The sequence below is a fragment of the Exiguobacterium sp. s21 genome (assembly GCF_018617975.1).
In the GTDB taxonomy this organism is placed as follows: Bacteria; Bacillota; Bacilli; order Exiguobacteriales; family Exiguobacteriaceae; genus Exiguobacterium; species Exiguobacterium mexicanum_A.
Map to the genome: position 1 here is coordinate 307,363 of NZ_JACSLF010000001.1, position 18,159 is coordinate 325,521.

An 18,159-nucleotide genomic window follows, 5' to 3' on the forward strand; every position below is an offset into this window, starting at 1 on the left:
TTTGCACAACGTGACTCCCTTATTTCGAAAGCGCGGCTGCGATATCGTTGAATAGTTCAGAATAAGTTTGAATCGACTCGTTGATGTACGTATCGTTCGGCGCATACACGATTTTTTCGTCTGTCACGGCTTTCGTTTTTTGGAGCGCCGGTGCGTTATCGATCACGTCCGCTGCAGGCACTGCGTCTTCCATGCTTGAAATGGCCGCATCACGGTCGAGGACGAACAACCAGTCCGGGTCACTCTCGGCAATCGCTTCGACCGAGACCTCATCCCCTTGATGGTCCCCTGTCGTTTTCGCTACTTCGAGGGCTGGTGTCCAGTCAAAGATGTCATACATCGGTCCGAAGACACGTCCTGTGTTCGGTGCCGAGAAGCCGATATTTCCGCCTGAGACGATGACTGACATGACCGTGTCTTCACTGTCGTATGCCTCTTTCACACTTTCAATCGATGCTTCGAAGCTCGCGATGAGCTCATTTGCTTCCGTTTCTTTTTCAAAGATTTGTCCGAGTGAGCGCGTCGTTGTCTCAAAGCCTTCGACCAAGATTTCACCTGGAGTGCCCGCATCTTCTGGGAGCTCGATGTCCAAATCGATGACGGCCGCTTCCGGAACTAATTTTTTAATGTCGTCGTAGTAGTCGGCGAATCGTTGCCCGACGATGACGACATCCGGATCCACACCGGCAATCGCTTCTAAGTTCGGTTCATTGTGCATCCCGACGTCAACGATGTCTTTGTCGTTTTTATAAGGCAAGTCCGCTGGAATTAATCCGATTGGGGCGGCGACCAAGTCGATTTCCCAATCTGAGAGCGTCTCGAACGTTCGGTTATCGAGCGCGACGACCTTCTCCGGGTTGACCGGCACATCGATTGTTCCATGTGCGTCCGTGATTTCAACTGTTTTCGGTGCTGTCTCCGCTTCCGCGCTTCCTGCGTCTTTCGTTTCGTCCGTGCTATCGCATGCGGCTAGCGTGAAGACGAGTGATGTGAGCATGACTGCTGCTTTCCATTTCCCCATTCTTTCCATCTCCCTGTGTATCTGTTTTTGAATGACGACCTTCTCAGTGAGTCCGCAACTGTTTCACAATTTTGCTCTATGTATGGATACTGACGCTTTCTAACTGATAATGATTATCATTGTCGTTTTCATTGAGAAGCATAACAAACAAAAATAGGTTGTGCAATGCCAAATTTTTCAAATTGGAAATCGAAATATTATTCTTTCTATCTAATGCGAACAAAAAAAGAAAGCAGCTTGTGTGGCTACTTTCCAAATTATACAGCTATTCTTTTTTTCGTTTTCTTCTCCGACCCCAAATGCTGTAGGTGATAAATAAAACAAGTGTGTACGTGAATGAGAATACGAGGATTCGCAACCATCCCTTCGGAAGAATTTTTGAAATGAATAGGAGTGAGAACAAGATAGACATAATCACATGGGGACCGCGCCTATCCTCTGGCAAATCACGCCAATAAATCAAGACAAGCGCTAATGCGAGCGGTCCGCACAATGCGAGCAAGATGAAAAACGGAACAGGACGCATCAAAAATGGCACGTTTGATTTATCACCCCTCATGCTTCCGAAATCCCATTAGCAAGCAACAACAGAAAAATCCAAATCGATAGCGGCACGATCAACCCAAGATTCCCAACGAGGCTGAACACGCGTACCATCTTCTCTTTCGAGAATAGGCCCCAAATCAATGTGGCGATCAAGGCGATATCTAAAGCGATGTACACCCAGATGGCCATCATCAAGTCCAAATTCGGAAAATAACGAGCGTTCAAGGTGAACAGCGCCACGATTGTCAGAATCGAAAGTCCAAACGTTACGTAGAGCGGCGCATAGTGGCGTCGAATCATGTAATCACCTCACTCTTCTGTTGGACTATCTGTCGGCAACGAAGGATGCACGTCTCGACGTAGCCATCGAGCTGGTGTGGCAAAAACATCGTATACGTCCCTTCCTCTTTCGCCTCCGCATCTTGCTTGATTTTGAGGATCAGTGCCAGCAGCTCGTCTCGTGCGGCATCGGTTAACACGTCGAAATCGAAGGCATCCAATCGCTTCCCTAAACGAGCGTTATACGCATCAAAATCGGCATAATACATTGCCCGCTTTTCCGGGTCATTCGTGATGACTTGCTTGAGCCATCCCTTGTAGAAACCTTGTAGCCAAATCTCGTCCGCGACGAGATGGCAATAATAGCCGAGGCGGAACGATTGATTCTCGTCCACACTGTCCACCCAATATTGATTAAGGTCGAGCCGTCTTGTCATATCCTCATGCCGCCCCGCGTAATAGTGGGTGTTTTGTTTAGAAGTCGTCGCATCGGGCGCAAGATTCCCCAACAAAAAAGCCGTGCGATCGACATCTGTCAAATACGCCCACACCTCATTCGCGATGACGAGATGCATCAAATGTGAACCCATCCTCTTCCCCCCCTTTTCCTAATTATCCCATTCAAGTATTCATCTCGACAACCCACCTCTAGTCTGATACGCTCACTGTACTGACCGTTCAGTATAGTGAGGGGGACACACATGAATAAAAAACAACTGTTACTGCGGACCGCCGCACAGATCATTCAAGCCGAGGGCATTCAACAACTGTCGATGGACCACTTAGCCAAACGCGCCGGTATTACGAAAGGTGGCGTTTTATACCACTTTGAGAGCAAGGCCAACCTGTTGCAGCAGATGAATAGAATGGCGCTCGATGAATTTGAAAATCGAATCGTCCATCATCAAACGGGGTTGGATGGTCCTTATCCGTTCACACGCGCCTACGCCCTCGCGACGCTCGATTATAGCGAAGGTGATGCTGACTTGATTGCCGTCTTCATCTCATCCCAAGAAGATGCGAGTGGAAAGCTTTGGAATGACGCCGCCAAACGTTGGGATGAACAGTTCGCCGTGGATGGTCCTGACGCTGATCGCGTGCTCGAGCTTCGACTGCTCTGTGACGGGTTTTGGTTCGCGTTGACATATGGCTATAGCGCTGCGTTCAAAGACCGTGCCGCCCGCATCATCCGACAAAAGTGCGACGCGCTGTCAAAAGGAGAATCGTAACATGGGCTTCGTCTATCTCGTCGGTGCCATCGTCTCTGAACTGTTCGGTTCGAGCATGTTGAAGCTGAACGCGACGACAACGAGCCGCCTGCCCGTCCTTGGTGTCGCCTTCGGTTACGTGACGGCATTTTACTTGTTGTCGCTCGCCCTTCTTTCCATCCCGCTCAGTTTCGCCTATGCGTTTTGGAGCGGGGTCGGCACGGCGGCGACGGCGCTGATCGGCTTCCTCGTTTTCAAGGAACAAGTCCGGATTCAGACCGTCATGGGCATCGGGCTTGTCATCATCGGGCTCGTCTTGATGAAACTATGAGGAGGGAAATCATGAAATCATACGGAATCTTACTGTTATCGATTGCGTTCGAAGTGCTCGGGACGTCGATGTTGAAGCTGTCGGACGGATTCACCAATCTGTTCCCGAGTCTCGTTCTCTTAATCAGCTTCGCCATCTCGTTCACGTTGATGGGCATCGTCTTGAAGACCATCCCACTCAGCATTGCCTATAGCGTCTGGGCGGGACTTGGCACGGTCGCGACCGGGCTGATTGGGGTGTTCGTGTATGGGGAAGTGCTGTCGACCTTGAACAGCATCGGCCTGATCGTTATCGTACTCGGCGTCATCGTCATGAATCTTGGAAAACAGGAGGAGCAACCACATGCTGGCTGACTTGATCGAACGACAGGAACGGGCGTTGCTGACGACCGAAGTGCGCACATCGCCTGAGCACTTGCACCGTCTACTCACGGATGATTTTTTTGAAATCGGCAGTTCGGGGCGCATGTTATATCGGACGGCATCTGCCGCCACGATGGACCTCGGCGAGATTCACATCACCTTATCCGACTTCTCACTGGATACCGTTCAAGACGACGTCGTCCTGGCCACGTATCGGACCGAAGACCACTCCACCGGACGCATCGCCTTGCGCAGTTCGATTTGGGTGAACGTCGATGGCCAGTGGAAGATGCGGTTCCATCAAGGGACAATCGTTCCGCCTTCTCGACACTAAATACGTTACCTCAAAAGGGAGTGTCCCAATCGACACTCCCTTTCGTCGTACCTGATTCATTTTTGTACATACCCATCATGTTCATTTTGCTTATAATCAATCCATCCGATGAGGTGAAAGGAAGATGAACATGAGTCAACACACAAAAAAGCAATGGTTTCAATCCGTTCGTCCGAGGCGTTCCGTAGAAGAACAGCTGGCCCTCAAAGCCGTCGCGTGAAGCGAAATTGACGTTCGAGCCGACCATCCCGCTCGATGCCATCCGTAAAAAACGACCGACCGTCACCGTCACGTTCACGGTCGGCGGCTTCGGCGTCCATAACGAGTCCACCTTCACGTTTTTTGAAGATGGCGCGGTCAAACGGGAAATCATCTGGCGCGAAGAGTTCGACTTGAGCACGGCGATCTCCAAGTCCGGTTGGTACAACGAAACAGATGCCTTCCGCGTCCATGAGCGATTCGTGTCGCTCGTCTCCCATCGCTGGCCTGAAGTGTTCGAAGAGAAAGGATGCTTCACGATGGACGGGACGCAGTGGAACTTCACCGTGAACCGTCACGGCAAACTGTTGCACCAGCATAGTGGCAGCAACGCCTATCCTTCCAATTGGAAAGCTGTCATCGAACTGTTCGGCATCTCTTGAACAAAAAAAGAGCACCCACTGTGGGCACTCTCCGTTTAGATGGCTTGAATCATCTCGACTCGATTGCCGAACGGGTCGCGGAACTCGAACCGGTCGAATCCGGGAATCGGGATGCCCGTGAGCCGCTCGATCCCTTCCGCCTCGAGCTTCTGTCCCCATTCCGCCAAATCGGTCACGGCATAGGCGACGTGTCCTTTCGTCGACAGTCGGTCAACCCCGTCCTCGGTCCCGACGTGGACGCTACGGTCGCCGACCTCGAGCCAAAACCCGCCCCGTCCTTGAAGTGACACCGGCTTCTCGATTTCTGGAAGACCGAGCACGCCGCAATAAAATGCACGGGCACGGGCTTCCTCCCCTTTCGGGATCGTGATTTGCACGTGATGGATGCCTTGAATCATGTCGTTTTCCCCTTTCGATACGTCAACCCGACGAACTGAAGTTTTTGGTTGAACAGGCGCGGGTACGCGAGATAGCCGACCATGACCGCCGAGATGGATGCGGTCGTCAAGATGAGGAACAAGATGAGCAATTGATAGAGCACCGCCTCCATCGGGTCGGCCCCGCCGATGATGAGACCACTCATCATACCCGGGAGTTGGACGAGCCCCATCGTCTTCTGCGCCTCGACCGTCGGAATCATGCTCGTGCGGATGGCGCTCTTCAAACTGCGCTCAATCGCTGCTTTCGGTGTGCCACCGAACGACAAGATGAGCTCAATCACTTCATCGCTCCGCTCGACCTCGTCTTTGAACTTGTTCAAGAACAGGAGCGACAACACCATACAGTTCCCGATGACCATGCCGCTGATTGGGATGACTTTCTCCGGCTCAAACGGGATGATGCCTAGCCCGAGCATGAGACCCATCGTCAACGTCTCGACCGTGACGAGCGTGAGCAGAATCATCCATGTGATGCCGGGGATGCCGTCCCCTTTTTTGATGATGTTCTGTGTCGCCGCCCCGATCATGAGCAGGATCATGAGCAACATGAACACCGGGCTGTCGCTCTCGAAGACGAACGTCAAAATATAGCCGATGATGAGCAACTGAACAATCGACCGCACCGTCGCAATCAAGATGTCGCGTTCGAGCCCAAGTTTTAAGAACAGCGCCAAACCGAGCGGGATGGCGACGAAAACCAACGAGGTCATCAGTTCGATGAACGTCATAGTTCTTCCCCCCTCACGAAACGACCGATCATCGGGTTGTCGGACTCGTCGATGAACGTCGCGTCGCCGAACTCAATCAGTTCCCCGTTTCGCAAGAACCACATGTCATCACTGACACGACGGGCTTGATCGAGGTCGTGCGTAATCCAGACGACGGTGACCCCGAAGTCTTTTTGCAGTCTCACAATCAACCGCTCAATCTCTTTCACGGTCCGATAGTCGAGGCTCGCCGTAATCTCGTCCAATAACAGCACGTCCGGCTTGTTGACGAGCGTCCGGGCAATGGCGACACGACTCCGTTCCCCGCCCGACAACGTCTTGATCGGTTGGTCGAGCGAGATCCCGCCCAAGTCGACTTTCTGCAACAGGTCCGCCGCCCGTTCCCGTTCGAGCGTCTCGCCGAAGATGGCTTTCGGCAGGTTCATGTTGTCGTACACCGTGCCATCAATCATCGGCGCACTTTGGAACGCCATACCGACACGTTGGCGCAACTCGATGACATCAATCGAATCGATGTTCTCCCCTTTAAAATAAATCGCGCCGGTGTCCGGCGATAACAGGCCGTTGATGTGCTTCAGGCACGTCGTCTTACCGGCACCGCTCGGACCGACGAACGTCGTGATCCGTCCTTCCCGAAAATAACCCGTCACGCTATGTAAAATGTCTCCATGACTCACGTTCTTGAACTCAATAATCTGCATCGGCGTCGCCTCCCATCATGTCATGCTGTCTGTCTCAAGCAATGAATACATATATAAATCGTCGTACTTACCACGTGTGAACTCATACCCCCGTAGCAACCCTTCTCGCGTAAATCCGACCCGCTCGAGTAGCTGTTGTGACGCGGTATTCGCCGGCTCGACGAGCGCCTCGATACGATGGAACCCGAGTTGTGTGAACGCATGACGAACGACCGCGCGGAGCGCCTCACCGGCAATGCCTCTTCCCCAATGATTCGAGCTGAGCTCAAACCCGATTTCGGCTCGCTGGTGCTTCGCTGACACGTTCAAAAATCCGCAACTGCCGATGACCTCGTCTTGCCCGGTCAACGTGATTCCCCAGCGGACACCTGTCCCTTCCTCGAGAATCGAATCGTACCATGCAATCTCTTCTAACGCATCCTCTAACGACGTGAACGGGTCGAGTCCCATATGGCGGACGACCTCAGGTTTCGATAAATATGCCAACAGGTGTGGTGCATCGTCCGCTGTCACCCGCCGTAACGTCAGCCGATTGGTGCTGAGTGACATCACGATCGGTACCCTTCCTCGACCACAACATCACCATTCGCATCGAGTAGCGGAGTGATGCCTCCACCTGGCCCGACCCACGTCTGGATATAGTTCACGCCGGTGTCCGTATCGACGAGGATGGTGATTTGTCCAAGTTCCGACAGTTGTTCCGTCAACTTGACGTGAAACCGTTTCGATCCTGCCGCTTCTTCTGCTATTTTCTTTTTGAATAACATCCTACCCCTACCTTTCTACTTCTAACTGTACGCAACATATCTTCTCGTTTCAATGAATGAATGAGAAGTATCCATGACTGCCGGATGCGAAACCCCTTTAATCCATACGATGAATTATAAAATTAAGTGCAACACCTGAACGTGAACGCAAAAAAGCCCATAGCGACGGCCTCGTGTAGAATGAAGTTACCACACAAACATTCAGACGGAGGAATCGCTATGAGCTACACCCATCTTACCACAGCCGAACGCGTGAAAATAGAGACCTATCTGGAGCTCGGGATGTCCATCCGGTCCATCGCGAGACGGCTCGGGCGACAGCCCTCGACCGTCTCGCGGGAGATCAGGAGGAACCCCAGGTACAAGTCGGAACGTGCACAGGAACGCTACGTGAGGGCGAAAGCGAACTGCGGCGCCAAGATGAAGCTCGACGAAACGATGCGTCGGACGATCATCAGGAAGCTGCGAGCGACCTGGTCCCCGGAACAGATCGTGGGGCGGCTCTTCGACGGAAGGATCGCCTTCTCGACCATCTATCGCTGGATCTATTCGGGGCTGATCGACGTGCCGGTGACCGTGCTCCGCCAAAAGGGCAAGCGCCAGAAACCGATGGAGACACGTGGTCGGTTCAACATCGGTCTGTCCATCGCCAAACGTCCGAGAGAGGTGCGCACACGCGAGACATTCGGCCACTGGGAGCTCGACACCGTCGTCTCCGGACGAGGGAAATCGAGGGCGTGCGTCGCGACGTTCGTCGAGCGGAAGAGCCGGTTCTACCTCGCGCTGCCGATCGCGGACCGCAGCGCGGCCTCGATGGAGGAGGCGATTCACACGGTCCACGCCGCCTTCCCGGAGGGCACGTTCAGGACGGCGACGACGGACCGGGGCAAGGAGTTCAGCGGTCACGAGCGCATCCGGGCGACACTCGGCGTGCCGATGTATTTCGCCGACCCGTACTCGTCGTGGCAGCGCGGCAGCAACGAGAACGCCAACGGCCTCCTGCGCGAGTTCTTCCCGAAAGGATCGGACTTCGCGACGGTCGGCCAAGGAGAGATCGTGGACGCGCTCGCCAAGATCAACGGCCGCCCACGCAAATGCCTGGGCTGGAAGACCGCACACGAGGCCTTCACGGAGGAAGTGTTGCGCTTAATTTGACAAACCGTCCTAATTCATGAATATGTGTTTAATCCATTCCTATCACCATTAGAATAGCAAACTACCTAGTCTTAAATTCGGTAATTGCATTGAACTACCCACATCTACACTTTCTAGGTATTTATACCCAAAAAAGGTCGTGGCGATTCATTACCCACTTACGCCGGGTCCTCGTCCAAACCGCTTAGAAACGGGCGTAGTTTCGCCGTTTTTTGATAAAAAGAGATTTTTTGAGATCAAGCCGAAAAAAAGAAAGAAAAGTGAAAATCATTCTATTCATGGCAAGATTCTCACTCGCCTTTCCTAATAGACTCGTTTTCGTCATAGCTGGAAATGTTGTTTGATTCGTTCGGCGACCGTCGCCGCATCGAGATATGTGTTGTTGATGCGCAAGTAGTTGTCGACGTCGAGTTCCCCGTCCTGTGAGTTCAATCGGTATAGCGTCGCCGTCTGCTTCAACTCACCTTCCGACCAGGCGATGTCCCGCTTCGTCGGCTTATGGGTCAACCGGTTCTCCGTTTGGTTGCGAATGAGGCGCTCTTCGATGTCCGCTTCGAGCTCGACATAATAGATGTCGGCCCCGTTCGACTCGAACAGGTCGGTCACTTGTTTGATATACGCCCAGTCCTCTTCTAAATCGAACGCCCAGACGAACGTGAAGATCATCCCGTCCAAATCACTTTTCGCGACCGCGCCGAACAGCTCATGGCGGAACAGCTGGACGAGCCGACGCCCTTCCGGTGTCCCGTAACTGAAGAACGGACTGACGAGATCGATCGTCATATGGTTATGGAACAGCTTTAAATCCGTGATGCTGGCGAGCTCTTGCCCGACCGTCATCTTGCCGACGGCTTGTGGACCAAATAATACGAGGAACTTCATGTCTAATCCCATCCCTACTGTCATTTTTAACAGCATATCATATCGCTCGACTCGTCCAATAGGAACTGTGGAGGTCGGGAAAAATGTACTATCGACCGCCCGTCTTCTGAATCTTGTTCCAACTCGTTCACCCGTAACAATCGTTGGGCGGAGTGCACGAATTAAGAATCAGTGTCCGTTTGCGTGAGGCCGGCCTCTAAAATCCGTCTTGCCCGTTTCATGGCCTTGTACTCTTCTGTCGTCATCAATCGGACGAGTGACCATCCGCCTAGCCACATCGTAGATTTGATATATCCTTTCGGGATTGGGACGTGTGACGAGTCGCAACATGTGCGGTCACAAAATACGAGAATCGCCATCTCATACTCTTCGCGGTAAAGACGGTCAAATTTATGGTCTTTGACGAACTGTTCATATCCGCAATGGCTACATCTCACAATCAGGGAAAGTCACCTCATATCCATAGATTTGGATTCATCCTAGTCATCTCAAAAAAGCACTCATCATTCAATTCCCGATTTCCACTTCTAAACCTGGTCAATTATTGTTTACCCCTTCCTCATATGAGGAATAGGCATATAATCTATGTTTACAAAGGAAGGTGTCATCCCGTGACTTGTCCACGCTGCGGAGCGAAGACCCGCTCGAAAACCACTGTTTGTCCGACGTGTGGCCATCGCCCACGTCGCTTGAAATGGATTGCTGTCCCTATCGTCATCGCACTCATCGCATTCGTCTCGTTTTTGACGAACGCCTATCTCACCGACACTCCGCGCTCGAGTGAATCGCTCGCCGACAAAGTCGATTTGAACATCACCGAAGATACGGTCTCGGCTAACGGGGCTAACACCGTCGACCTCGAGACGTTGCAAGATAGCTTATATACGATTGGAACGGGCTCCGGCTTTTTGATTAGCCCGCAAGACGTGTTGACGGCGGCCCATAACGTCACCGGCATCACTCGCGTCACATTGAAACAAGGTGACGAGACCGTGAACGGTACCGTCGTCGGGCGGACCGACGCCATCGCCGTCATCCGCATCGAGAAAGTGAAGGCGACCCCGTTCTCGTTCAACCACGCGATTGTCGGACCCGACGAGCCGGTGTTAACGCTCGCGCCAGATGAACAGATCGAAGGAACGCTCACGTTCGAAGAAGACAGCTATAAGCGGGAATTCGATTTACCGAACCGCGCCGTCGGTAGCCCGATCGTCACGGCCAATGGCCGGGTGCTCGGCATCCACTTGGTGACGAAGACGCTCCCGGTCGCCTTGTTCGAACAAGACGTATTGTCGTTCCTCGAGTCGGACACGCCGGCCCCGCCACCGACGAAAAAACGCAGTACGCCGGCCGCTGAACTCGCACCGGTCGCACCGATCACACCGGTCCCAAAACGAGAAGAGCCGGCAGAACCCGCTCCAGCTCCAGAACCGGAACCGACACCGGAACCAGAAGCTGCTCCCGAAGCTCCAACTGAAACCGAGGAGCCAGCAGAAGAACCGGTACCGGTTGAAGAGGAAGCACCAGCCGAGCCGGAACAACCGGCCGAAGAACCTGAGACGCCTCCCGTCACGGAACAACCGACCGAGCCTGACGTCCCTGTGACCGAACCGGCGGAACCGGTCGAGCCAGAGAAGCCAGCCGCTCAGGAGAAAGAAGCGGAAGCAGCGGCACCGGTCAATAAGCAAGACAAACCAAACACAAAACTAAAGACAGATCAGCCCGACACAAAGCCGAAACAAGACAAGACCGATGAACCGGTACCACCGCCCGTCACCGAGGAGAAACCGGGCGCAACTGACGCGACCGAGGATGTCCCGGACAAACCGGCAGAAGACGAAGAAAGCACGCCATCTGAATGATGACGTGCTTTTTCATGTGTCTTTTCGAGAGCGTCGCTGCACGTTGCCGACCGCGGCCCCGAACAACAGCAGGATGATCGACAACATCCAAAACGGCATCACGTCCTGCAACAACCAGACGATCAGCGCACTGATGGCGATGACGACGCCCATCCATAAGAAATTCGACTGTCCCATTCAATTCACCTCGACACCATCATAGCACATCGATTCGATGCGCCGTCGCCTGTGGCGGCAGCGAGCGGGTCATCTTCTCATCATGCTCGACGCGCACCTGTTGTCCGACGGCGAGCGGTGTCTCGTCCTCTCGCAACGGCTCCTCCCAGTGAAATACGATCCCATCGAACGGCTCGGCATCCAAGTTCGGCGCGACTCGAATCCGCGTTGGCTCGAGCTCGACGATATACCCTGTGAACGTGACCATCTCCATTCCTCCCTTTCCTCGGAAATCCCTCCCTTTTCTTTTCCCATTTCTTGAAAAAAATCTACTCGTCCGTCCGATTGCTCGGTATAATGAAGCCACACTCATGAACTTGGGAGGGACCCTCATGAAACACACCATCGATTTACACCATCCAGACTTTCAACGCACCTTCCTCGAGATGATGCTCCTTGAAGAACTGATTGACGATTATAACGCCGATTCCATCGAGTCGCTCATCGTCCGCGGCGAGACGCACTTTCCCGAGGACCCGTTCTTCCCGGCGATGCGGGCGTATCCGCTCATCCGCGAAGGCGAGTTCGGCCGGGCCCGCGCCGTGCTCGAAGCAGCGGGCGAAAAAGGTGACCATTACATGATCCACTGCCTCCATGGCCTCTTGAGCGATGATACGAATTTCACGTTCGAGGCCGAGCAGTATTTCCTCCGTGCCGTCGAGCGCTATCCGGACGTGCCGATGGTCCAGCGCGCGATTGCCGTCCATTACTTCAACCGCAAGTTTTACGGGGAGGCCGGCCTCCACTTGATGCATTACGTCCGGCTCGCCGGGTTCAACGAAGAGACCGTGCCGATGCTGCTCGAATTCTTCCAAGCGTTCGATGAGATTCCGCTCGAGATGAACGATGAACTGCTCAAGGTGGCCATCGGGTACTTGAACGCGAACCCGCACAACCCGCGCGCCCACTCGCTCTATGCGTCGATTTGCAGCCATCGGGTCGAGATGCTCGTCAAGCGGTTGCCGGAAGACAATCATCAGCTCGATGACGAGACGATTGCGATGCTGCTCGAGGTCGAAGAGCACGGCATGTGGAGCGCGACATATGACGACAGTGAGGACCATATGTTCCGCGCCATGTTCGCCGATTATATCGATAACGTCGTCTTGCCGAACACGTCCAGACTGTATGTATATCGCTTACGTCTTCGCTACTGGTACCATCGCCTCACGCACCGCTTGACCGGGGGTTACGGGGACTCAATGCGTTCGTCGTAAACGTAAACAAACAGCCCGAACTTTTTGAAAGAGTTCGGGCTGTTTGCTGTCGTCAAATTAATCAAAGTGGTGATGAGTTAATTTCTATATTATTGGCCAACTGTTGAATATCCATTTGCTCTGTCGCTACTCGAACACATAATTCGATTGCAAGAGACGACTCTAATACGAGCGCAAATCCGTTACGGGCTAAAAACAATTGAAGTGCTCCATAAGCAGTGCGTTTGTTGGCATTAATAAAACAATGGTTGTTAATCAATGAGTGGAATAAGGCAGCCGCCTTTTCAAATACAGTAATATAAGCATCTTCACCAAACGCAGAGTGGTTCATTCTTTGAACAGACGAGCTTAATAAACCTCTGTCTTTTATACCAATTGGTTCTTCAGGTGAATACCTCAGTATCATTAAACGATTGATAGCAATCACTTCTGTTTCCGTTACATACTGAATCAACGATCTACTAATCCTTTAAATGTCTCATCGTGCTGACTCATAATTTGCTCCATTTCTTTAAAGAAGTTCGGAGCGATATCCATGTTAGGAGGAATTTCAATCTTATTAGTCGGTTTGATTAAAATGCCCTCATCTGTCGTAGTTACGGAAACTGTATCGCCCACTTCTAAATTCAGATGCCGCAATTCACTTATAGGAATTGAGACATGAACAGAATTTCCGTGTTTCACTAACTTTCTTTCACTACTTTTTAGTTTTTGCACAAAAACACCTCCACATTAAATACTTACAATACATACTGTATGTATTAAATGTAACAGATTTAACTCGTTTTTGCACTCAAACCTAACCAATCATTTATTACATATACGGATGAATCGGTCCGCGCAACTCGAACGAGTAGTCCTCGTGGTTGACGATGCCAACGACTTGATCGCTCTCGAGCAACTGCAGCAAAAACTCTGCCATCTCTTCAGCCGTATGATACTTCTCGACGTTTTGGCTATAATCAAAGTCCTCTTCTTCACGGGCACGGTTCGCAAAGCCGGTCTCCGTCGCGGCCGGTGCGAGCACTTTCGCCCGCAGCTTATCCCCGTCGTTCATGAGCTCTCGGGCGAGCCCTTCCGTATAGGCACTGACGAAGAATTTCGACGCGCTGTACGTGACACCTTTTTTGGCGATGTGATAGCCGACGACAGACGCGACGTTCACAAGCGTCGCCCCTTCGACGTTGTGATAGTCGCGGACGTATAGGCTCGAGAGCACCGTCAACGCCTCCACGTTCAAGCGGATCATGTTCTCGATTTTTCCGACCTCGACGTCTTTCACGAGATTCGAGTCCCCGAACCCGGCGTTGTTAATCCACGTCTCGATGTCGAGATTGGCGAGCGACTCATACAATCCGTACACGTTCTCGCTGTAAGACAAGTCTTTCGCTTTGATGATGACGTCACTCTTCGGTGAAATCGATTTGATCTCACTCCGTAGCTTCTCGAGCTCGTCGTGGCGGCGTGCCACGAGCACGAGCGACTTCCCTTGTTTGGCGAACTGTTTCGCCGCTTCATAGCCAATACCTGAACTTGCCCCGGTGATGACGGTATATTTCATAATCCTGTCCCCTTTTCACTGTAATCGAGATCGATATCTCTCTTCGGCAATTCCCCTAACCCTGCCCCCTCAATCCTTGGAACACGCAAAAACCGTCCTCCCCTGAACGGGAAAGGACGGTCCGTCTTACGTTTGGAAGCGACCGATGAGCGTCTGTAAGTCTCCGGTCATATTGCCGAGCGACTCGGCAACTCCGTTCAACTCTTGAATCATCGCGAGCTGGGCGTCGGCTGTCTCACCGACGCTACGCATCGTCTCGGCCGTGCCTTCACTGTCACTCGCCATATGGATTGCCGCTGTCGCGACTTGTTTCGTCGTCGTCGCGATCTCGCTCGAGGCGACCCGGATTTGTTCCGTGTTCTCGACCGAGGCGTGCAATTGCCCGACGATTTGTTGGAACGACTCCGTCGCTTCTTCGAGCAGCACCGTGTTCGTCTCGACGCGGCGGGCACTGATGGCGTGACGTTCGAGCACAGCGTTCGATTGCGTTTGAATCGATTCAATCAAGCCGGCGATTTGCGACGCCGATTGTTTCGACTGTTCTGCGAGTTTCCGCACTTCTTCGGCGACGACGGCGAAGCCTTTCCCTTGTTCCCCGGCCCGGGCCGCTTCGATGGCCGCGTTCAAGGCGAGCAGGTTCGTCTGGTCGGTGATCGACTGGATGACCTCGGTGATGAGGGCGATCTCGTCTGACTGTTGTTTCAACGCCGTGATCGACTGGCCGGTCACGACCGTCTCCGATTCGAGCGCGAGCACTTCTTGCTTCGCTTGTTGAATCGTCTGTTCCCCGCGTTCGGCGAGCTTCAGACTCGTCTGGACGTCTTGGCTGATCGTCCCGATTGACGTGGCGATTCGTTCGACGCCCTCATCGGCCGCTGCGACCGCTTGTCCGCTCTTCGAGGCAGCTGCCGCTTGGTTGACCGTCTCACCGACGACTTGTTCAATCATCCGCGTCGTCTCCTCTGTCTGCGACGACATCTCTTCCGTGCTCGCGTACAGTTCTTCCGACTGCGCCGTGATTTCTTGGGCGTTCCGGCTCACTTCGTCGATGAGTTCACGGAGGTTGCCTTTCATCTGGTTGAAGCCAAGCATCAATTCGCCGATTTCATCGCGCGTGAGCGCCTGGAGGTCGGCGCGTGTCAAATCACCGTCAGCGACGATGCCGACCTCGTCCGATAGTTGACGGAGCGGGACCGTGACCATGCGTTGGAGAAAGTAGCCGGCGCCAAGCGTGAGTACGAAAATGATGACGGCAATCACTGCAGAGTATATCAATGCACTTTGACGTCGGCTCTCAAGCTGCGCTTGCTTCGCCAACATCGCGGCTTCCGATTCGGCTTGCATCGTCTCGCCTGACTCAATGATCGATGCCGTCACATCCGGCATCAACCGGAGCGCGAGTCGGTCCACCGTCTCTTGATCATCCGCGTCGATTGCTTGAATCAACTGTTGTGCTAAGTCATCGTAACCTAACGCGTATGACATCAAGTTCTCTAGTTCTTTCGTCTCTTCTGTCGAAGGCGAGAGTTCTAACAGGGCGTTGATTGCTTCTTTTTTCTCTTCTGACCCTTGCTGCTCTGCTTCAAGCCGGGCCGGCTCTTGTTCAAGAATATAACCACGCAGGCCATACGCCTGACGGACCATCCCTAACGATAGTTCATCGGCCGCCTTCATCCGCATGACATCTGATGAAATCATTTCTTCACATCGGCTCGTCGCATCGTTCAGCGCCATCAGATTGTAACCCATCCCGATTACGACGAGTAAAAGAATCATTCCAATCCCGCCAAACAGTTTCTGCGTCAATGTGAGTTGATTTAGCCTTTTTTCATCTTCTCGAGGAACGCGTCCTCTCACACCTCTATTTCTATCAAATTTTGGAATCACATGATTTCTATCGGTTTGTGCAAACGGTTTCCACATTTGTTTCCAATTCTTTTATCGATTGACCTTATTTGCGAGTCTTATGTTCCATTTTTTGTCACAAAAAAACCGCAGCTCCTCACGGCTGCGGCCTCGTTTCATAACTTGAACTGTGACACACGATTCGAAAGTTCGATCGCTTGTTGTTCGGTTTCGTGCATCCGAGTTTGGACGTCGTTGAACCGCTCGACGGACAGTTGGACTTTCTCCGAAATCGACTGCGTCCCGTCTGCCCCTTCCGTCACGGTCGTCGCGACTTCTTGGATGACGTGGAGGATGCTGTCGGTCATATGGCGGAGTTGGAGCGCGTTCGTCTCGAACGTCTGTGCCGTCTCCCCGAATACGGTCGCATCCGCTTCATATTGCGTGGCCGACTCCTCGAGCCGGTCGTAATCGGCGAGCACTTTCGTATCGAGGAACGTCAACATATCGGCCGAGCTCGTGTTGAGCCGGGCGACCGAGTCGATGACCGTATGCGATACCGCTTGAATCTCGTTCACCGTCTGGCGCGAGTTCTCGGCGAGCTTACGAATCTCCGAGGCCACCACGGCGAAGCCGCGCCCGGCATCCCCGGCCCGGGCCGCCTCAATCGATGCGTTCAAGGCAAGCAAGTTCGTCTGGTCGGCGATGGTCAAGATGGCGCTCGTCAAGACACGAATCTGTTCGACCGACTGCGCCCCTTTGATCGCCTCGTCAAGTTCGATGCGTTTCTGTTCGATGATGGCGTTCGCTTCCGTCTTCGATGCAACGGCTTGTTCACGCATGGCGTGAGCGCGACGTTCGACGTCGCCCGCTGTCGTCGCGCTGTCGTTCGACAAGTCGACGATGGAATCGATGGAACTGCCCATCTCGGTCGTCGACGCACTCATCTCTTGCGAGGACGCGGCCGTCTCTTCCATACCGGCCGTCAATTCCTCGACCGTGCCTGACGTTTCTTCCATGTAACGGCTCAGTTCAATGACTTCCGCTGCCACTTCTTTTGACGAGACGAGGACGACTTTTGCCGTCTTGTCGACGTCAATCATGATGTCGCGTAGCGTCGCGAGGAACATGTTGAACGAGCGGCTCACTTGCGCGATCTCGTCGTTCGATGTGACCGGGATGGCCATCGTCAAGTCTCCGCCTTGTGAGGTCAACTCGTCAAACTTCTCTTGGAGCACCCGCATCGGTTTGATGATTGAGCGCAATAAGCTCAGTCCGAGGAACAACAGGAGTACGACCGCACCGATCGTCACCGCGAGTAGTGCGATGAGCGACTGTTGAAACTTACGTTCCATGTCGGCGCCGACACGTTGTGAACCTTCCGAGTTGTAGTCGACGAGCTCGGTCAGGCGTTGCGTGAAGTTATCGTATGTCGATTGGGACTGGGCATCGTAATACGAGCGAGCCATACCGTTGTTGCCGGACGTGCTGAAAATCAGCATATTGTCCGACACGCGTTGATACATCTCCCACTGGCGGCTGAAGTTGGCGAACAGCTCCTTGTCCGTCTCACCTGTCGCCGTCTGTTCATATTTCGGGGCAATTTCATTAATCCGTGTCCGAATCTCTTTCATCACGGACATCAATTCTTCTTTCGCGGCCATGTCGTCCGTCACGATGTGTTCGAGCTCGAGCGCGCGATAGTTCGCCGCGAGCGTGTTCAGCTCGTGGGCGTAGTCGAGCCCTTTGTTCCAGTTGTTGACGATGTCATCGCCTTGACGGTTCGCATCGGCGAGCGACAAGAGCGAGTAGCCACCGACACCTGCGACCATGAGGAGCGCGAGGATGACGAGTCCCCACAGCTTTTGACGGATGGTCAGGTTCGTGCCGGTCACCCGCTTCCCTTCACGCGTGCTTGGCTTTCGTCGTTTCGGTTTCCATTGAAAGCGCCGGACGTTTAACCGGTTCCGTAACGCTATCCACTTCTGTTTCACTGACATATGTATCTTCCCCTCTCGCATGCAACGTTTCTTCCTATATCGTCTTGACGTCGAGGAATCTAA

25 protein-coding genes are annotated in these 18,159 nt (G+C 53.1%); 8 read left to right on the top strand and 17 right to left on the bottom strand.

Annotated features, from left to right (window positions below; all coding sequences use genetic code 11):
• Nucleotides 1–19: 19 nt before the first annotated feature.
• From KNP06_RS01560 to KNP06_RS01570, 3 genes are all read right to left on the bottom strand, one after another.
• A complete protein-coding gene (locus KNP06_RS01560) occupies nucleotides 20–1,021 on the bottom strand; it encodes a siderophore ABC transporter substrate-binding protein (RefSeq protein WP_214710879.1) in 1,002 nt (333 codons plus the stop codon).
• 555 nt (nucleotides 1,022–1,576) lie between these two features.
• Complete coding sequence (locus KNP06_RS01565) at nucleotides 1,577–1,867, bottom strand: hypothetical protein (protein ID WP_214710878.1); 291 nt, start codon at nucleotides 1,865–1,867, stop codon at nucleotides 1,577–1,579.
• Complete coding sequence (locus KNP06_RS01570) at nucleotides 1,864–2,436, bottom strand: zinc dependent phospholipase C family protein (protein ID WP_214710877.1); 573 nt, start codon at nucleotides 2,434–2,436, stop codon at nucleotides 1,864–1,866. Before KNP06_RS01570 ends, KNP06_RS01565 begins: the two co-directional genes overlap by 4 nt.
• Nucleotides 2,437–2,547: 111 nt before the next feature.
• Here KNP06_RS01570 and KNP06_RS01575 point away from each other — a divergent pair, with 111 nt between their 5' ends.
• The 5 genes from KNP06_RS01575 to KNP06_RS01595 all read left to right on the top strand — a co-directional run bounded on the left by KNP06_RS01575 (nucleotide 2,548) and on the right by KNP06_RS01595 (nucleotide 4,722).
• Nucleotides 2,548–3,075, top strand: coding sequence for a TetR/AcrR family transcriptional regulator (locus tag KNP06_RS01575; protein WP_214710876.1), 528 nt, complete (start codon nucleotides 2,548–2,550; stop codon nucleotides 3,073–3,075).
• A gap of 1 nt (nucleotide 3,076) precedes the next feature.
• Nucleotides 3,077–3,385 carry a DMT family transporter gene (locus KNP06_RS01580; RefSeq protein WP_214710875.1) on the top strand — a complete coding sequence of 103 codons (309 nt, stop codon included), beginning with the start codon at nucleotides 3,077–3,079 and terminating at the stop codon, nucleotides 3,383–3,385.
• 11 nt (nucleotides 3,386–3,396) lie between these two features.
• The gene (locus KNP06_RS01585; protein ID WP_214710874.1) at nucleotides 3,397–3,738 is read left to right on the top strand and encodes a DMT family transporter; all 342 of its coding nucleotides are present in this window, start codon (nucleotides 3,397–3,399) and stop codon (nucleotides 3,736–3,738) included.
• Nucleotides 3,728–4,081 carry a nuclear transport factor 2 family protein gene (locus tag KNP06_RS01590; RefSeq protein WP_214710873.1) on the top strand — a complete coding sequence of 118 codons (354 nt, stop codon included), beginning with the start codon at nucleotides 3,728–3,730 and terminating at the stop codon, nucleotides 4,079–4,081. Before KNP06_RS01585 ends, KNP06_RS01590 begins: the two co-directional genes overlap by 11 nt.
• Before the next feature lie 227 nt (nucleotides 4,082–4,308).
• Entirely contained in the window at nucleotides 4,309–4,722 is a 414-nt protein-coding gene (locus tag KNP06_RS01595; protein WP_214710872.1) for a hypothetical protein, read from the top strand.
• Nucleotides 4,723–4,757: 35 nt separating this feature from the next.
• On the opposite strand, the gene KNP06_RS01600 is transcribed toward KNP06_RS01595, so the two are convergent.
• The 5 genes from KNP06_RS01600 to KNP06_RS01620 are packed head-to-tail and all read right to left on the bottom strand — an operon-like array spanning nucleotide 4,758 to nucleotide 7,358.
• Nucleotides 4,758–5,120 carry a VOC family protein gene (locus KNP06_RS01600; RefSeq protein WP_214710871.1) on the bottom strand — a complete coding sequence of 121 codons (363 nt, stop codon included), beginning with the start codon at nucleotides 5,118–5,120 and terminating at the stop codon, nucleotides 4,758–4,760.
• The gene (locus KNP06_RS01605; RefSeq protein ID WP_034778899.1) at nucleotides 5,117–5,890 is read right to left on the bottom strand and encodes an ABC transporter permease; all 774 of its coding nucleotides are present in this window, start codon (nucleotides 5,888–5,890) and stop codon (nucleotides 5,117–5,119) included. The genes KNP06_RS01600 and KNP06_RS01605 overlap by 4 nt, the downstream gene beginning before the upstream one ends.
• Nucleotides 5,887–6,591: an ABC transporter ATP-binding protein gene (locus KNP06_RS01610; protein ID WP_214710870.1), complete on the bottom strand. Its 705-nt coding sequence runs from the start codon at nucleotides 6,589–6,591 to the stop codon at nucleotides 5,887–5,889. Before KNP06_RS01610 ends, KNP06_RS01605 begins: the two co-directional genes overlap by 4 nt.
• A 15-nt stretch (nucleotides 6,592–6,606) precedes the next feature.
• Complete coding sequence (locus KNP06_RS01615; RefSeq protein ID WP_214710957.1) at nucleotides 6,607–7,140, bottom strand: GNAT family N-acetyltransferase; 534 nt, start codon at nucleotides 7,138–7,140, stop codon at nucleotides 6,607–6,609.
• Nucleotides 7,140–7,358 (bottom strand): DUF6440 family protein, encoded by a 219-nt coding sequence (locus KNP06_RS01620; protein ID WP_214710869.1) that lies wholly within the window; start codon nucleotides 7,356–7,358, stop codon nucleotides 7,140–7,142. Before KNP06_RS01620 ends, KNP06_RS01615 begins: the two co-directional genes overlap by 1 nt.
• Before the next feature lie 219 nt (nucleotides 7,359–7,577).
• Between KNP06_RS01620 and KNP06_RS01625 the strand changes: the two genes are divergently transcribed.
• Complete coding sequence (locus KNP06_RS01625; RefSeq protein WP_214710868.1) at nucleotides 7,578–8,513, top strand: IS30 family transposase; 936 nt, start codon at nucleotides 7,578–7,580, stop codon at nucleotides 8,511–8,513.
• 321 nt (nucleotides 8,514–8,834) lie between these two features.
• On the opposite strand, the gene KNP06_RS01630 is transcribed toward KNP06_RS01625, so the two are convergent.
• Together KNP06_RS01630 and KNP06_RS01635 are read right to left on the bottom strand one after the other, a co-directional pair.
• Nucleotides 8,835–9,395, bottom strand: a complete 561-nt coding sequence (locus tag KNP06_RS01630; RefSeq protein WP_214710867.1) for an AAA family ATPase — start codon at nucleotides 9,393–9,395, stop codon at nucleotides 8,835–8,837.
• Nucleotides 9,396–9,556: 161 nt separating this feature from the next.
• On the bottom strand, nucleotides 9,557–9,832 hold the full coding sequence (locus KNP06_RS01635) for a hypothetical protein (protein WP_308162252.1): 276 nt from the start codon (nucleotides 9,830–9,832) through the stop codon (nucleotides 9,557–9,559).
• Nucleotides 9,833–10,006: 174 nt separating this feature from the next.
• Between KNP06_RS01635 and KNP06_RS01640 the strand changes: the two genes are divergently transcribed.
• On the top strand, nucleotides 10,007–11,257 hold the full coding sequence (locus tag KNP06_RS01640) for a hypothetical protein (RefSeq protein ID WP_214787673.1): 1,251 nt from the start codon (nucleotides 10,007–10,009) through the stop codon (nucleotides 11,255–11,257).
• Nucleotides 11,258–11,269: 12 nt separating this feature from the next.
• Here KNP06_RS01640 and KNP06_RS01645 read toward each other — a convergent pair whose 3' ends face one another.
• Both KNP06_RS01645 and KNP06_RS01650 read right to left on the bottom strand, forming a co-directional pair.
• Nucleotides 11,270–11,434 carry a hypothetical protein gene (locus KNP06_RS01645; protein ID WP_034778922.1) on the bottom strand — a complete coding sequence of 55 codons (165 nt, stop codon included), beginning with the start codon at nucleotides 11,432–11,434 and terminating at the stop codon, nucleotides 11,270–11,272.
• Nucleotides 11,435–11,453: 19 nt separating this feature from the next.
• Nucleotides 11,454–11,681 carry a DUF3221 domain-containing protein gene (locus KNP06_RS01650; protein ID WP_058764445.1) on the bottom strand — a complete coding sequence of 76 codons (228 nt, stop codon included), beginning with the start codon at nucleotides 11,679–11,681 and terminating at the stop codon, nucleotides 11,454–11,456.
• Nucleotides 11,682–11,805: 124 nt separating this feature from the next.
• Between KNP06_RS01650 and KNP06_RS01655 the strand changes: the two genes are divergently transcribed.
• Nucleotides 11,806–12,690, top strand: a complete 885-nt coding sequence (locus KNP06_RS01655) for a tetratricopeptide repeat protein (RefSeq protein ID WP_251129633.1) — start codon at nucleotides 11,806–11,808, stop codon at nucleotides 12,688–12,690.
• Between the two features lie 61 nt (nucleotides 12,691–12,751).
• On the opposite strand, the gene KNP06_RS01660 is transcribed toward KNP06_RS01655, so the two are convergent.
• The 5 genes from KNP06_RS01660 to KNP06_RS01680 all read right to left on the bottom strand — a co-directional run bounded on the left by KNP06_RS01660 (nucleotide 12,752) and on the right by KNP06_RS01680 (nucleotide 18,096).
• On the bottom strand, nucleotides 12,752–13,144 hold the full coding sequence (locus KNP06_RS01660) for a type II toxin-antitoxin system death-on-curing family toxin (RefSeq protein ID WP_236355712.1): 393 nt from the start codon (nucleotides 13,142–13,144) through the stop codon (nucleotides 12,752–12,754).
• On the bottom strand, nucleotides 13,141–13,407 hold the full coding sequence (locus KNP06_RS01665) for an AbrB/MazE/SpoVT family DNA-binding domain-containing protein (RefSeq protein WP_214706758.1): 267 nt from the start codon (nucleotides 13,405–13,407) through the stop codon (nucleotides 13,141–13,143). Before KNP06_RS01665 ends, KNP06_RS01660 begins: the two co-directional genes overlap by 4 nt.
• Before the next feature lie 97 nt (nucleotides 13,408–13,504).
• Complete coding sequence (locus tag KNP06_RS01670) at nucleotides 13,505–14,251, bottom strand: SDR family NAD(P)-dependent oxidoreductase (protein ID WP_214710865.1); 747 nt, start codon at nucleotides 14,249–14,251, stop codon at nucleotides 13,505–13,507.
• A gap of 126 nt (nucleotides 14,252–14,377) precedes the next feature.
• Nucleotides 14,378–16,108, bottom strand: a complete 1,731-nt coding sequence (locus KNP06_RS01675; protein ID WP_308162250.1) for a methyl-accepting chemotaxis protein — start codon at nucleotides 16,106–16,108, stop codon at nucleotides 14,378–14,380.
• Between the two features lie 164 nt (nucleotides 16,109–16,272).
• Nucleotides 16,273–18,096 (bottom strand): methyl-accepting chemotaxis protein, encoded by a 1,824-nt coding sequence (locus KNP06_RS01680; protein ID WP_214710863.1) that lies wholly within the window; start codon nucleotides 18,094–18,096, stop codon nucleotides 16,273–16,275.
• Between the last annotated feature and the right edge of the window lie 63 nt (nucleotides 18,097–18,159).